The organism is Humibacter ginsengisoli (assembly GCF_054780095.1).
Genome location: NZ_BAAGWZ010000001.1, coordinates 249,825 through 263,713, shown reverse-complemented (window position 1 = coordinate 263,713; position 13,889 = coordinate 249,825). Strand labels below are relative to the sequence as shown.

General features: G+C 64.4%; 10 protein-coding genes. 3 read left to right on the top strand and 7 right to left on the bottom strand.

Annotated elements, in window-relative coordinates; translation table 11 throughout:
- Window positions 1-35: 35 nt before the first annotated feature.
- Window positions 36-1,202, bottom strand: coding sequence for an asparagine synthase-related protein (locus ACYVI5_RS00930; RefSeq protein ID WP_460578819.1), 1,167 nt, complete (start codon window positions 1,200-1,202; stop codon window positions 36-38).
- 64 nt (window positions 1,203-1,266) lie between these two features.
- Entirely contained in the window at window positions 1,267-1,395 is a 129-nt protein-coding gene (locus ACYVI5_RS00925) for a lasso RiPP family leader peptide-containing protein (protein WP_460578616.1), read from the bottom strand.
- 154 nt (window positions 1,396-1,549) lie between these two features.
- Between ACYVI5_RS00925 and ACYVI5_RS00920 the strand changes: the two genes are divergently transcribed.
- Window positions 1,550-3,388 (top strand): ABC transporter ATP-binding protein, encoded by a 1,839-nt coding sequence (locus ACYVI5_RS00920; RefSeq protein WP_460578615.1) that lies wholly within the window; start codon window positions 1,550-1,552, stop codon window positions 3,386-3,388.
- Between the two features lie 128 nt (window positions 3,389-3,516).
- Here the strand turns inward: ACYVI5_RS00920 and ACYVI5_RS00915 are convergent, their stop codons facing one another.
- The 4 genes from ACYVI5_RS00915 to ACYVI5_RS00900 all read right to left on the bottom strand — a co-directional run bounded on the left by ACYVI5_RS00915 (window position 3,517) and on the right by ACYVI5_RS00900 (window position 10,209).
- Window positions 3,517-5,055, bottom strand: a complete 1,539-nt coding sequence (locus ACYVI5_RS00915; RefSeq protein ID WP_460578614.1) for a sugar transferase — start codon at window positions 5,053-5,055, stop codon at window positions 3,517-3,519.
- 762 nt (window positions 5,056-5,817) lie between these two features.
- Entirely contained in the window at window positions 5,818-7,632 is a 1,815-nt protein-coding gene (locus ACYVI5_RS00910) for a DUF4012 domain-containing protein (protein WP_460578613.1), read from the bottom strand.
- Window positions 7,633-7,744: 112 nt separating this feature from the next.
- The gene (locus ACYVI5_RS00905; RefSeq protein ID WP_460578612.1) at window positions 7,745-9,364 is read right to left on the bottom strand and encodes a hypothetical protein; all 1,620 of its coding nucleotides are present in this window, start codon (window positions 9,362-9,364) and stop codon (window positions 7,745-7,747) included.
- Between the two features lie 59 nt (window positions 9,365-9,423).
- Window positions 9,424-10,209 carry a glycosyltransferase family 2 protein gene (locus ACYVI5_RS00900; protein ID WP_460578611.1) on the bottom strand — a complete coding sequence of 262 codons (786 nt, stop codon included), beginning with the start codon at window positions 10,207-10,209 and terminating at the stop codon, window positions 9,424-9,426.
- A 68-nt stretch (window positions 10,210-10,277) separates the two neighbouring features.
- On the opposite strand from ACYVI5_RS00900, the gene ACYVI5_RS00895 reads away from it, so the two are divergent.
- Window positions 10,278-10,721, top strand: a complete 444-nt coding sequence (locus ACYVI5_RS00895) for a GtrA family protein (protein WP_460578610.1) — start codon at window positions 10,278-10,280, stop codon at window positions 10,719-10,721.
- On the opposite strand, the gene ACYVI5_RS00890 is transcribed toward ACYVI5_RS00895, so the two are convergent.
- Window positions 10,705-12,384 (bottom strand): DUF4012 domain-containing protein, encoded by a 1,680-nt coding sequence (locus ACYVI5_RS00890; protein ID WP_460578609.1) that lies wholly within the window; start codon window positions 12,382-12,384, stop codon window positions 10,705-10,707. The two genes, ACYVI5_RS00895 and ACYVI5_RS00890, sit on opposite strands and share 17 nt — an antisense overlap.
- A gap of 373 nt (window positions 12,385-12,757) precedes the next feature.
- On the opposite strand from ACYVI5_RS00890, the gene ACYVI5_RS00885 reads away from it, so the two are divergent.
- Window positions 12,758-13,876: a DegT/DnrJ/EryC1/StrS family aminotransferase gene (locus tag ACYVI5_RS00885; protein ID WP_460578608.1), complete on the top strand. Its 1,119-nt coding sequence runs from the start codon at window positions 12,758-12,760 to the stop codon at window positions 13,874-13,876.
- The last annotated feature ends 13 nt before the right edge of the window (window positions 13,877-13,889 follow it).

Below are 13,889 nucleotides of genomic sequence, written 5' to 3'. Positions count from 1 at the left end.
GCGGCGGATAGGCGAGGACGGTCCGAATGCGATGTCTAAGTGCCATCGGGTACAAACGGTAGTCGGTTATGTGCGAGCCACGCCGCGTGGAGTTGGAACGCGGTGCCCGCCCACTCTCCACGCAACCAGGACGCCTGCAAGACATCCGGTCGGACGTACTCGTGATCGACGCCCTGGCCGTCCCAGGTCCTGGCGAACTCGTCCTCACGAACGCCCCAGCGAGTGTTATTGAACGACGCCTTCGTCGTCCTGGCCAGGACGCGGTCGGGCAGGATGTCCGCGAACAGGCGCCGCATCATGGCAGTGCGATCTCCCAGACCAAGAGCGCCGCCCTCGCGTGCGAGGGCACCGATGAACTTGGGGTGAAAGAACGGGTTGACGGACCGGAGGCCGAACTCGCCGGCGACCGCTACGAAGTTCCGCTCGCCGACGTACATCGTGGGGAGCCGCATGTGTTGACGGATGCCTCGTCCGGCGTGGAGCGGCTCCCGTTCCCACTGTCGGAATGCATCGAAGACAAGCGACCGTCCTCGGTCAGTGAGCCAAGGAAGGCCGCTCCCTCCCGTGATTCGCCGGCCCGGGAAAGCAGTCGGTCCGAGCAGTCGCATCGCTCGGCGAGGGTGGCCAGTGCGAACGGCCTCGACGAACGGCCTCGCGCGACGCGCGGCTATCACCATGTCGCCACCTTCGCCCGACAAGAGGGTCCCTGGTGTGAGCCGCTCATAAATGGCACCGTGAAGTTGAAGCGCTTCCGGCCAAATCAGGCCGTGGCGCCTCAGGGAGTCCTGGGTGGCCGGCGCCAGAAGGGTCTGATCGCCCTCGAATTCCAGGATGATCCGATCATGAACGGACAAGTGGTCGAGAACGATGTCCTGCCATTCCGACTCGTCCGAATTCCGGTCACCTCTGTGCTGAACGGTCACGGGCACGGGGTCGTCTGCCCCCGCTGCACGAGCGGCATGAACGGCGAGTGCCAATATGGCGGAGGAGTCTCTTCCGCCGGAGAACAGGACGTAGACGCGCTCAGCCCGAATAGCCTGTCCGACTATGTCCTCGAGGACTGAGCGTGGGTCTTGATAGTTGAGTTGGATTGGGTTCGTACTGAGGGGGTGCGCCACGGGCAGCCCGACGCTCAGCTCTTCGCCGACCAGCCGGTCGAAGCGCCCGCAGATGCCGTCGAGGACGGGCTCGTGTTGAGTCATGGATCTCTTAGACATGAATGTGGGTGGGCAACCAGCAGGATGCCCACCCACATGGTCGGATTGCTCAGCGCGAGCCAGCCGGCGATGTCGGCCAGAACCACGAGTTGTCCGCGTTGTCCCAGTCGGTCGTGCTTCCGAGCGTCAGGTCATTGAACCGACCCGCCTCGATGATCTTCGGTGCTTCGTATGTCATGGTGTCTCTCCCCTAGAGAAGATTCGGGTACACCCACAGAGAAGTCCTCAGCGGATGAGGAAACCTTAGCTTTTTGCACTGCCGACCAAAAGGGTAAAGGGCAAGATGCTCTTGCCCCAGATAGGGGCACGCGGTCTCCGAGTACGCTCAGGGCGTGAGCGAAACGAGGTCGAAAGGAGGCGAGCGCAAAAGTCTCGGCCGACTCTGGCGATTGATCGCCTTCAGCCTCACCCTGGTGTGGTCGGCCGCGCGAGGACCCTTCCTCTGGTTGGTAATTCTCCAACTAGCCGGTGCGGGCTTGTTGGCAGTGCAGGTGCTCTCGGTGCAGTGGGTGCTGTCGGGGATACTTGCGCTGCACACGCCGGCTTCGTCTCTTACCGAACTCGTGGCCGCCGTAGTCGTGCTCGCCCTCTCGACTGCTGCGAGCGCCGTCGTGGGTTCCATCCAGAGCTTTTTGAGTCGTTATGTCGGCGAGTCGGTCACCCGAGCGATGTGGGAGCGGCTGCTCGACGTCTCGACGACTGTGGGATTGAGACGGTTCGAATCCCCCGAATTCTTCGACCGCTTGGATCGCGTACGCAACAACGCTCTGAACCGGCCTTTCCAAGTCACGAACGGGCTCATCGCCGTGATCGGCTCTGTTGCATCTGGACTCGGCCTCGCTATCACGCTGGCCACCTTCAATCCTCTCTTGCTTCCGTTGCTCATCTTGAGTGGACTTCCGGTACTGCTGACCAGTCGCCGCGAGAGCCGGCTGGAGTTTCGGTTCAATGTCGAACAGACACAAGCGCTCCGCCAGCGCATGTACACCTCGATACTCCTCACCGGCCGCGATGAAGCGAAGGAGGTACGGGCATTCGGTTTGGCGCGCTTCCTCAGGGCGCGATTCAACGACCTCTACGCGCGATATCTCGGCGATCTCAGCGCGCATCTCCGGCGGCGTGGGGGCTACAACGTCGTCGGACAGCTCGTCTCCGCGATCGTCCTCGGCGTCACGCTCCTGATGCTGGTATGGCTGATCTCCATCGGCGGCCTGACCGTTGCTTCCGCCGGTGCGGCACTGGTCGCAGTCCGAATGCTCGCATCGCAAGTGCAGTCGCTCACGGTCGGCGTGCAGACGATTTTCGAGTCCGGGCTGTTCATCGACGATTTGGAGGAGTTCATCTCGCTGACTCCTCGCGACTCCGAGGTAGAGGCGCTCGCAAGCCCGCTCGATTTTCAGCAGATCGACGCGGAAGGGATCGTCTTTTCATATCCCGGACGCGACGAGCCGGCTCTCAACGACGTGAGCATCCGGATTCGCAAAGGAGAGGTCGTCGCACTCGTCGGCGAGAACGGGTCGGGCAAGACGACGCTCGCAAAGATCATCGCCGGGCTCTATCCGGTGGACCGAGGGTCGATTCGCTGGGACGGCACAAGCGCCACATCGCTCGCGCCCGGAACAGTGCGCGCAAGCACGGCCATGATCTTCCAAGACTTCGTCCGCTTCGCAATGGACGGCCGAACAAACATAGCTCTCGGACGCGCCGACGACGAACCGGACGACAAACGGGTGCGGGCCGCAGCGATGGCGTCAGGCGCCGACGGATTCCTCTCTGAACTTCCGAACGGCTACGAGACGCCGCTGACGCGATGGTTTGACGGCGGTAGCGATCTGTCCGGAGGGCAGTGGCAACGGGTAGCCATCGCACGCGCGTTCTATCGCGACGCGCCCCTTGTCGTGCTGGATGAACCGACGTCGGCACTCGATCCACGCGCCGAGTACGACCTGTTCTCGTCGTTGCGCAGCGTGATCAACGGCAAGTCGGCGCTAGTGATCTCTCACCGGTTCTCGACGGTGCGCAACGCGGATCGCATATACGTCATGGACGCCGGTCGCGTGGTCGAAAGCGGCACTCATGACGAGCTGATGCGCCTGGATGGTGTCTATGCAGAACTCTTCACTTTGCAGGCCGCTGCGTACCTTCCGGAGGAGGACCCGCAAAAGGAATAGCCGATCGACGAGATGCACGCACCAACCACGGATGCGTGCGGCACGTGCGGGCACGGTTCCGTGGCGTACGGGTTGAGAAGCCGGCGTCAGCGGCCGCTCCTCGGTGCTAACCCTCGCCGTGCAACCCCTCAGTACGCGCCGACGGGCTTCACCAGCACCTTCGCCGTACGCCACAGAATGATGAGGTCACCGGTCAGCGACCAGTTCTCCACGTAGTACAGGTCGAGCCGCACGCTCTCGTCCCAGCTCAGATCGCTACGGCCGTTGACCTGCCACATGCCGGTCAGTCCTGGCTTGATGAAGAGCCGGCGCTGCACGTGGTTCTCGTACGCAGCGACCTCCTTCGGCAGCGGTGGCCGCGGTCCGACGAGGCTCATGTCGCCGGTGAAGACGTTCCACAGCTGAGGCAACTCGTCGAGCGAGTACTTGCGGATGATGCGGCCGACGCGCGTCACTCGCGGGTCGTCCTTCAGCTTGAAGAGCAGTCCGGCACCGTCGTTCTTCGAAGCCAACTGTGCGGCATCCGCCTCCGAAGAGGCGACCATGCTTCGGAACTTGTACATCGTGAAGCGCTCGCCATTACGGCCGACTCGCTGCTGGCTGAAGAACGCGCCGCCAGGGCTGTCCAGACGCACGAGGACGGCGAGCACCGCGAAGAGCGGCGCGAGCACGAACAAGGCAAGCCCTGAGAGCACCACGTCGAGTGCTCGCTTGAGAACGTGCTTCGCCCCATCGAACTGCGGTATCTCCACGTGGATGAGCGGCAGCCCCTCGACTGGCCGGAAGTGGATGCGCGGTCCCGCCACATCCGTCAGCCCCGCCGCCAGTACGAGGTCGGTCGCCGCTCCTTCCAGCTGCCAGCTCAGGTCGCGCACGAACCCGCGATCGTCGCTCGGCTGCCCTGCCAGGATCACGGTGTCGACCTGCAGGTTCGCTGCGGCCATCGCCAGGTTCGCGAGGTCGGCAACGACCGGAACGCCGGGATTGGGATGCTCGGACTCGCGGCCCGTACCGTCGATCGCAGCCCCGACGATGTGGTAAGTCGCGCCCGCGTTGCGGTCGATCTGATCGACTACGTAGGCGACGTCCGCCGCCGAACCGCCGACGAGCGCACGGGAGAGGTAGCGGCCGTTGGCCCGTTGTCTCGTCAGCCACTGGCGCCAGAGCCACCTGCTGACCGTCAGTGCTGCCAGCCCGAAGGGGAGCGTAAGCACGAAGAAGCCACGAGCCACCTCCACCTTGCCGACCAAGAAGATGATGGCCAGCGACCCGAAAGTGAAGGCGCTCGCGCTCGCGACCCTGCGATATTCGGCGAACCCTACACCGATGATCCGCGGGTCGCGGGTATGGAATGCCGCGAGCAGCGCCAGCCAGGTGGCGACCACCGTGAAGGCAATGACCCAGTACAACTCATCGAGGCCGCCGAGGTCGGTGCTGCTGACACCGAAGCGTGCGAGAAACGCTCCCGCCACGGACGCCGTGACAATCAGGCCGTCGCTCGCGATCAGCCGAGTGCGGTAGCTGCGGCTCCACCGCTGTTCGGCGGAGAGGTGGCCGGCGCGAGTACCTGCGCCGAGGCGCGGGAACGCGGGCCGTCCTACAGTTATCGACCGGCGGTCATCCAGCCCGGTCATGCTGCACACTCGCAGCGCTCTGATGCTGTGCACGCACGGCAGGCGAAAGCCTGGTGGTGCGGCGCATAGGGGCGGCACGCGGTTCGGGTCTCGCGTGTCGCCCCGGTCCATGCGGCCACTGGGGCACCTCGGGTTCGGGTAAGCGGGCTTTGAAGCCTGCGAGGTTCGCCGCTTGTTCTCCTCGGTTTCGGGTCCGAGAAGGCGAGTGAACCTCGACTAGGAAGAGTGTATCGGTTCCTGAGGATTCCTCATGTCCCTAATTGTGGGCATCCTCATTAGGGGTAGACGAGGGCTCAGAGGGCGCGTTCTTCCGTCCGGTCGTGCCAAGAGCGACGACGGAGAGACTGGAACGACTCGAGCCTCAGCTCGATCGATGCGAGCGGCGCCGAGAGACGACGAGTGCGCCTCCGCCGACGACGACTGCCGCACCGGCCAGGCCGATGAGCGGCCAGGAGACGGTGCTGCCGGTATCGGCGAGGCCGCTGCTGGGCACATTCACCGAGTTGCTGCAGCCCCCATTTTCGCAGGGGTCAGTGGGTACGTAACTGTCGGCTGCCGCAGCGAGGGGCGCGGATAAAGTGACTGCTGCCACTATTCCGAGCCCGCCGAGGCACGCCAAAAGACGGCGTTTCATTGGGGAGCCTACCTTCGGGTTGGTGAGGCATTTTCGGGTTAAGAAGAGCGTATCGAGAGCGGATGCTTGAAGCAGTCCCCCGATCGGGTGTAAAGGGATCAAGATTGCCGCAAGACCTCAAGATCAGCGCAGTATGCCGGGCGAAGCAGGCACCGTGGCCCTCACTGGAGCACATCGGAGCACTCGAAGGATGCCTGCTTCACCTCGGTCGCCCACACGCCCGGTGTCACCTGTGCGCCGGAACTGGTCGACGGATCCGCCGACCCGGTGACAGGTGCGCCGACGTACTGGAAATCATAGGTGGCGCTCTGCCCCGGCTTCAGCCTGACCAGCAGTTGGGCAACACTGCGGCCCTCGTCCGTCACACGCCGGATGTCGACATTCTTGCCCGCGCTGGTCGCGCCGACGGTGACGAAACCCGTGGGCGCATAGATGGCGAGCGTCGTGTCGGTCTGCCCTGCCGGCACCCCCGAAAGCCCACCGCCCGTGACGTACCACGGCAACGACTGCGCGGCATCGGCCGGTGCGTCGCTGGTCAGCGTGACCCGCACAAGGTAGCTCACTCGACCATCGTTACGGCACTTCGCGCCCCCGAGACCGACCGTCGTGTGGAGGTAGTAGTCCATCTTGGCGCCGGTCGCATCGTTCAGATAGACACCGAATCGCGGCGCATCCTGCGAGCCGGCGGGCAGGCCTCCCGCGAGCGGCGTGCCGGCGATGATCGCTTGCTCGTGCTTGTCGCCACTCCACAGCAGCAGTCGGTGCTCGTCGGATGCCTGTGTCAGCGCATGCAACATTGCCGTGGTGTCGAACTGACCGCTCGCTACTTTGCCGAAGACGGCCGCGGCGGCAGCGGCGAAGAACGCGTTCTGCGCCAAGGGGTCGTTGAAGCGGGCGTACGACTCACTCAGCAGCACCTGTACCGCGTTGTCGCTCGTGAGCTGCTCTCCATCCGGCAGCGGAATCGGCCCTGTCCCCTTGAGCAGATAGCTGAGCGCCACCGGGTCCATCGAGACCACGCCGTCGATCTTCGTACCGAACCGCTTCTGCCACATGGCGCGCACGAGCTCCCCGGATGTCGCGAAGTTCGGCGTCATCGTGACGTCCTGGATGAATTCCCCTGGCAGGTTGCCGTACAGCTTGGTCGTGCCGGCGGGCAACGCCATCACGGGGCTGTCGAGTTGCGGGAAGTCGGATGCGGATGCCTGGCTCACCAGCGAGATCGCGCCGTCGTCCGCGCGCAGCAGCGCCAGCGCACCGACGATGCCACCGGTGGAGCGTGCTTCCGCATTGTTCTGCACCACGAGCACGTATTCGCGTGGACCATCCTCACCGAGCATGCCGGGTAGCAGTTGCGCGGCCCGGCTGGCGGCATCCGTAACCGCTCCGGCCTTCTCGAGCGCACCCCGCAGCTTCTGAACCGCATCGCGCACCGGACCGACCGTGCCGGAGGCGTCGATCGAGCGGACCGTGGCGAGGTCCGACTGCAGAGCCGCGTTCGCCCGCGTGATCGTCGGCGCCGCCTCCGCCACCGGCTTCAGCGGAACCTTGCCGTTCACCGGGCTGAAGCTCGAGAGATTCATGGTGCCGGCCAGCCCGGCCAGCGGAACAAGAGCTCGATCGGTCACATCGGACGCCGAAGCCGCCACCAGCCGTACGGCGGAGAGGTTCGGCCCGATGCCGGGGATGATCTCGGCCGCCCGCCAGATCGGGTCTCCCGTATCGTCCCGAGCCGTACGCAAGCGATCGGACAGTACCCGGGCGCTTGCTGCTGCACCCTTCGCGTCGCCCGAGGAGATCTGCGACTCAACCTTGTCGACGAGCGGGAGGGATGCCTGCAACGCATCCTTCGCCTGCAGCCCGCGTACCGCGATCCACACGCCGCACGCGATGAGGAACACGACCACGCCGACGATCGACCAGACGACGACGCGCCCGCGCCTGCGGCGCGCTGGCACAACGGTGGAGTCGGGCATGCCGGTCATTCAAGCAGACCGCTCTTGAGGGCTGCTCATGCGAGAAGCAAGTGGCACGAGAAAGGGGGGTGCTCGGGCGTTCCTTGTTGTGAGGCGTCCAGCAGGTGGGCCCTTAGCTGATGCGGCACACCGCGTACTGCGCCGCGATGCGCACGACATCGCGCTTGCAGGTCGACCTGATCAGCCCGTCGAGCGCGGTTTGTCCCGGATCGTTGAACTCTGGCGTCCACAGCACGGTGGGCAGACGCGCGGCATCCGGGCCGCTCATATTCGTGAACGGCACGCCGCTGAGCAGAATCGCACCGAGCTGACTTCCCCACGGTGTCGCGAACTTCTTGTCATCGAGCGCCGCCAGCTGACGGGCGACATCGCGTTGCTGCGACAGTGTCTCGCCGTAGTCGGGAACCTGCGCCGCGACCGCGTGCCGCTGCACGCTGACCCCGGTAGACACCACGATCACCGCACATGCGATGGCCGCGACGACCGCGATAAACGATCCCAGAGGGCGTCGCATCTTCGGTGAGATCCACCCGGGCGAGGAGCTCGGCATGGCGTGAGAGTCCGCGTCGGGCCCGCTACCAGCCACGTAACTGCGGGTCCACAGCAGCCGCACGCAGAGCACCACGCCCGCGGCAAGCATCGGGATGCTCACCACCAGTCCGGCCGCCGGATACCGGATCCACGTGGGTGTTCCCCGCGACAACGTCCACCAGCCGACCCAGGTGGCCAGATTGATTCCGGCTGCGATGAGAAGGAGCACCACATCTCGGGCGGATGTCGTCGCACCGGCTTCCTGCACCGATTCATCCGCTGAGGTACCCCTGCGAGCAGCGGCGCGGACTGTGATTACCGCCAGGGCGCCGGCAACGATGGCCGTCACGATCACCGCGATCACGGCCCAGCTCTGAACGAACCAGCTGTCCGCTAGCACGGTCAGCTTCTGATCCGGGGGGACTGATGCCGTCTGGCCACCGGTCTTGAGGAACCAGAGGAACTGGTGCGCATTGGTCACGAACGCGGCTGGGCCGAGCGAAATCAGCACGACAAGCCAGTACAGCGCCGTGGGTACAGCGGCCCAGACCGTGAACCAGACACAGCGTCTCAGGCGAACCCGCCACGGCTCCCCAGCGACCGATAGCCACAAGAAGGCAAGCAGCGCCGGTGCGGCAAGCAGAGAGATGAACTTCGTCTGGATCGCCAGTCCCAGCAACAGCCCGGCCAGCCACGGGCGCCGGCGTGCGCAGACCATCGCCCATGCGATGAGCGCGGCCGCGGGGAACTCGCCGAGAATGTCGACCGGACCTTGCACTGGTGAGGGCAACTGGTTGGTGTTGAGCGCGAGCGGAAGGACGACGGCGATCAATGCTCCCCAGCGGCCCGCGATCCGGTGGCCGAGCAGCCAGAGTGCGACCAGAAGTCCTGCGTAAAACAGCAGCGAGACGAAGCGCCCCCCGGCAACGGGATCGATGCCCGTCGAGAGCACTGCCACTACCGGCAGCAGCACGACCGGCCCCGTCGAGATGCGTATGTCGAAGGGCGAAAGTGTTCCGGTGCCGAGCAGGCCGGCGCTCGAGTATCCATGCCCGGCGAGTAGGTTAAGGGGAACCGTGAGGTTGAACGCCTCGTCCTCCCAGAGGCGGGTCGTGAAGAACTCGGGCGCCACCACGACGACCTGCGAGAGGATCACGACCGCGAAGACCAGCCAGAAGAGCACACCCGTTGCCCTTCGCATGAATCTGGCTCGCGCGGCGGCAACATCCATCCGGCTCGGGACGGCACGTGTCTCCGCGCTCACGTCGGCTCTTCCGCGATCGTAGGCGATACCGTGCGGCGCAGCACGTCGTATTGCCAGACTTCGCGGGCAGCTCGCGCGCTGAACTGGATGAGACGCTTGGGTGGCAGCTTGGGCTTCGCGGGAGCGGCGCCCCACATGGTGCCCGTGGTTGAGGCGCCGCGCCTCGGGATGCTGCGTACAGCCACAAACGCACGCGGCACGTGGTGGCGCTGCTCGGCGATGGAGAAGTGCACGTGAGGCACAAGTGCATCGGGCGGGCAGACATCCAGAAGCCGGCGAAGCGTCGGGGTGCGGTACAGCCGAAGCGGTGTATTCACATCGGGCACACGGCCGTGCGCGAGCAACGCGACTCCCGCACCAACAGCGCTGGTGAGGGCGCGCCGGAACCACGGCTCTTCCCTGCCGCTACGCACACCATGCACGACCTGAACCCCCTCGAGTGCTTCCAGCACACGGGGAAAGTCCTCCCCCCTGAACTGTCCGTCACCGTCTACGTGTAGCACGGCATCCGGCGACGTTTCGAGCGCTGCACGGTACGCGGCGAGGGCGGTGGGTCCATGCCCCTTGTTCTTCGGCGAGCGCACGACATCCAGCTCCGGCATGTCGAGACCGAGCACCTCGAGAACCTGGGCCGTGTCATCCGTCGAGCGGTCGTCGACGACGACGACGCGCAGCGAGTCGGTGTACGGATGAGCGGCCGCGACGACTTCGCGAATGAATCCGGGCAGTCCGTCGGCTTCGTTGTATGCGGGCATCACCACGGTGAGGGCATGCAGGTGCATCGTTGCTCTTTCGGGTGGATGCCGCGGGGCTCTTGGCGGCGACTGTCACGATGTAGCGTAATGCAGTCATGATCACGTCAGAACGCGTCCGTCGAGCAGCCGGCATCAGTGCCCGGTTTCTGATCATCGGCGCGTTGAGCACGGTGATCGAGATCGGCCTGTTCAACCTCTTCTTTCTGGTGTTCGGTTGGAGTCCGGTGTGGGCGAAGGTGGCCTCGTCGCTGATTGCTTTGATCAATGCCTACTTCGGCAACCGCGAGTGGGCGTTCCGCAATCGCGGCAGGCACGGCCGGATGCGCGAGGCTGTGCTCTTTCTGCTGGGCAACGGCCTCTGCACGGTGCTAGGTGCTGTGATCGTGTGGGCCGGTGAAGCGATGCTCAGTCGCGGCGGCCTCGTCGTGAACGCGGTCAACATCGTGAGCATCGGCATCGTCGTGGTCGTGCGTTTCGCGTTGTATCACTGGGTGGTGTTCCCGGGGCGCAAACCGGTTGCGTCTACTTCTTCCCTATAGCGCATCCCGGCGTGCTCACCGTAGCCGGAGTCGGCCACACCATTGGAGTCGTCTGCTCCTCGAGTGGGCCGTACTCACCCTTTGCTCCCTTGAAGGTGTAGGTGAATGTCGCGCTCTGCTGCGGCGACAGGCCCAGGAAGACCCGCAAGACCGGTCGTCCACCGATCTCGCCCAGTGCCCGTACCTGTGCTGCCGCGCCGTCCACCCTCCACGACGAAAGCGTCGAGCCCACAGGCCCGTACACAACGACATCCGTACCGATGTCGCCGGGCTTGTAATAGGGTCCGGTCACGTATCGAGGCAGTGATGGGATCTGAGCCGTCGTGACCGTGTTCGAAAGGGTCACGATCTGGGTGAACGTCGGCGTCTTGGTCGTGCACTGGTTGGAGGTGCCAGCCACCTTCGCCTTGACGAAGTAGTCCATCTTCGCCCCTGTGACGTCATTGAAATAGGTGCCGATGACGGTCTGCTTGGAATTGGATGCCGGTAGCACTCCCCCGATCCGCGACGCGGTGAAGATCTTCTCCTCAGTTGGGTCGGCGCTCCACAGAAGCAGTCGACCCTCTTTAGTTGCATGTTGGAGTGCTGCGAACATCGCGGCCGGGCTCCCCTTGCCGGATGTCAGCGCCGAGAAGACGGAATTCGCGGCCTCGGCGAAGAACACGTTCTGGTCGACAGGATCGGGATAGATCGAATACACCTGGTTCAGCAGTAGCGGGACAGCGTTCTGGGCTGTCAGCGTCTGCCCCGTTTGAAGCGTCACCGGGCCGGTGGCGGCGAGCAGGTAACTGAGAGCGACCGGATCGAAGGAAACCACGCCGTCGATATGCGTGCCATCGAGCTCTTGCAGGTACGCGAGAGCAAGTTGTGTCGTCAACGTGAAGTCCGGAGTCGACGTGATGTTGGGTGTATACGTTCCGATGATCTTCGAATAGATGTTTTCGACATCGGCGGGCAGTGGAATCACAGGGTTCGCCCGCGCCTGCTGGAACTGGTTGCTGTTGTACTGAGCCGTGATGCCGATCCTGCCGTCCGAGACGGTCAGCAGCGCCAACGCGGCCGGGTTGCCGCCCTCGGCACGCACCTCGGAATTGCCCTGAAACAGCATCAGGTAATGACGTGGCCCGTCTGCGCCCAGCGCTCCAGGAAGAATCCGTACGATCGGATCGAGAGCGTCGACGACCGCGCTCGCCTTTTTGAGTTGCGTATCGATACTGGTAACGGCCGAGTCCACTTGTCCGATCAGTCCGCTGCGGTTGATACCAGAAACGCTGCTGCGTGCTGCGTCAACCGCAACCTTCGCCTCTCCAACCGTTCCTACGAGGGAGCGGATGGCCTGCGGGTCGATGCGACCGTCCACCGGTTTGAAGGCGTCCAGATTGATCGCGGCGGCCGGGCTGAGTCCATGCTGAGCGAGACCGTCTGCGGCGCTGGCCAAGGTGCGAACGGCAGAAAGGTTCTTGCCGAGCCACGGAACCCACTCGACTCCGCGCCACAGCGGTCCGTTCGTTTCATTCAGCGCGGCTGTCGTCTTTTGACTTACGTCGAGCGCCGTTCTTACTGCCGCGGCATTGTCGCCCGCAAGGATCTGCACTTCCACCTTCGCGGCAAGCGGAACCGCAGCCTCGAGGTCGTTCTTCGCGGCGACGGCATGGGCTCCCACGCGTAACGCGATCAGCCCGAAACAGATCAAGACGAGTGCACATCCAACCGGAAGCCACAACCGCACGCTTCGTAAGAGCGGTCTGCGCTTCTTTCTGTGGATCGAACGGCGGGTCGAACGCTCGTCGTCGGACATGCGGTCATTCAATCAGAGCGGGGACAGCGAAACCTGACCGTTCTCGTCACAAAGGCGCCGGTAGACTCCACAGTGCATTCGCTCTTCGAGCGCACGGAGCTTCTGGGACTTCGGGCGACAGAGAAGTGGGTTCGGTCTCGATGGCTTGGTGATCGCATGGTCCCCCGCCGTGGGCAGTCCGAGGGGGGACGTTGGCATGATTGGAAGGCCGCCAGTGCCGGTGCTCGAACGGGTTCTCATGTCGTCCCCGGATGTGGGCGAGGTAGAGGAGCAGTACCTGCTGCAAGCGTTCCGCTCAGGCTGGATTGCCCCATTGGGTCCGGACGTCGACGCATTCGAGCAGGAGGTGGCGAAGCGGGTTGGCGTGCAGCATGCCGCCGCGCTCGTCTCAGGAACAGCCGCACTGCATCTGGGCCTTTTGACACTAGGTGTACTGCCTGGAGACGTGGTGGTTACATCGACCCTCACCTTCGCCGCCACAGCAAACGCGATCGTCTACACAGGCGCACGGCCATACTTCGTGGACTCCGAGTTCGAGTCGGGAAACATGGACCCGGCTCTCCTGGAGCGCGCGCTTACCGAGTTGCGGGCGTCGGGCGCCCGAGTGGGGGCCGTCGTACCGGTCGACCTTCTCGGCAAGGCCGCCGACTACACGCGGTTGCTGCCGATCGCTGAGCGCTTCGGTGTGCCAGTGCTCGCGGATGCCGCAGAGGCGCTCGGAGCGAGCCACCGCGGCCGGCCCGCTGGATCGTTCGGTGCAGCGTCCGCGTTGTCGTTCAACGGCAATAAGATCATGACCACTTCTGGCGGAGGGATGCTCCTCACTGACGACGGAGACCTGGCGGCCCGTGTCCGCTACCTTTCGACGCAGGCGAGACAGCCCGCCGTGCACTACGAGCACACGGAGATCGGATACAACTACCGTCTCAGCAACCTGCTAGCCGCGCTCGGCCGCGCACAGCTGACTCGGTTAGACGAGATGATGACCCGACGCCGACGTGTCCGTGACGCCTACCGTGCCTTGATCGAGGCCGTACCCGGCGTCGCCGTCTTCGGCGGCGCCCAGGACGACGAAGACAATTGCTGGCTGACCTCGATCATCGTCGACCCTAAGACCGCAGGCTGGACGGCATCCGACCTCCGCGTCGCCCTTGTCGAGGCGAACATCGAAAGCCGTCCTCTCTGGAAACCAATGCACCTCCAGGCAGTCTTCGCCAATGCGCCAGCGGTCCTGAACGGTACTGCCGAACGCCTCTTCGCGACCGGCCTTACGCTCCCAAGTGGTTCGGCACTCCGCGAGGAGGATGTGGAGCGAGTGCTGTCTGTCCTCGACGAGTTCTTCGGCGGACATGCCTGAACGTGCCACCGTC

Bases quoted from the DNA above. Each gene is read 5' to 3' on its own strand.
- ACYVI5_RS00930 (WP_460578819.1), bottom strand. From the start codon at position 1,202: ATGACTCAACACGAGCCCGTCCTCGACGGCATCTGCGGGCGCTTCGAC.
- ACYVI5_RS00925 (WP_460578616.1), bottom strand. From the start codon at position 1,395: ATGACATACGAAGCACCGAAGATCATCGAGGCGGGTCGGTTCAATGAC.
- ACYVI5_RS00910 (WP_460578613.1), bottom strand. From the start codon at position 7,632: ATGCCCGACTCCACCGTTGTGCCAGCGCGCCGCAGGCGCGGGCGCGTC.
- ACYVI5_RS00905 (WP_460578612.1), bottom strand. From the start codon at position 9,364: ATGCGAAGGGCAACGGGTGTGCTCTTCTGGCTGGTCTTCGCGGTCGTG.
- ACYVI5_RS00900 (WP_460578611.1), bottom strand. From the start codon at position 10,209: ATGCACCTGCATGCCCTCACCGTGGTGATGCCCGCATACAACGAAGCC.
- ACYVI5_RS00895 (WP_460578610.1), top strand. From the start codon at position 10,278: ATGATCACGTCAGAACGCGTCCGTCGAGCAGCCGGCATCAGTGCCCGG.
- ACYVI5_RS00885 (WP_460578608.1), top strand. From the start codon at position 12,758: ATGTCGTCCCCGGATGTGGGCGAGGTAGAGGAGCAGTACCTGCTGCAA.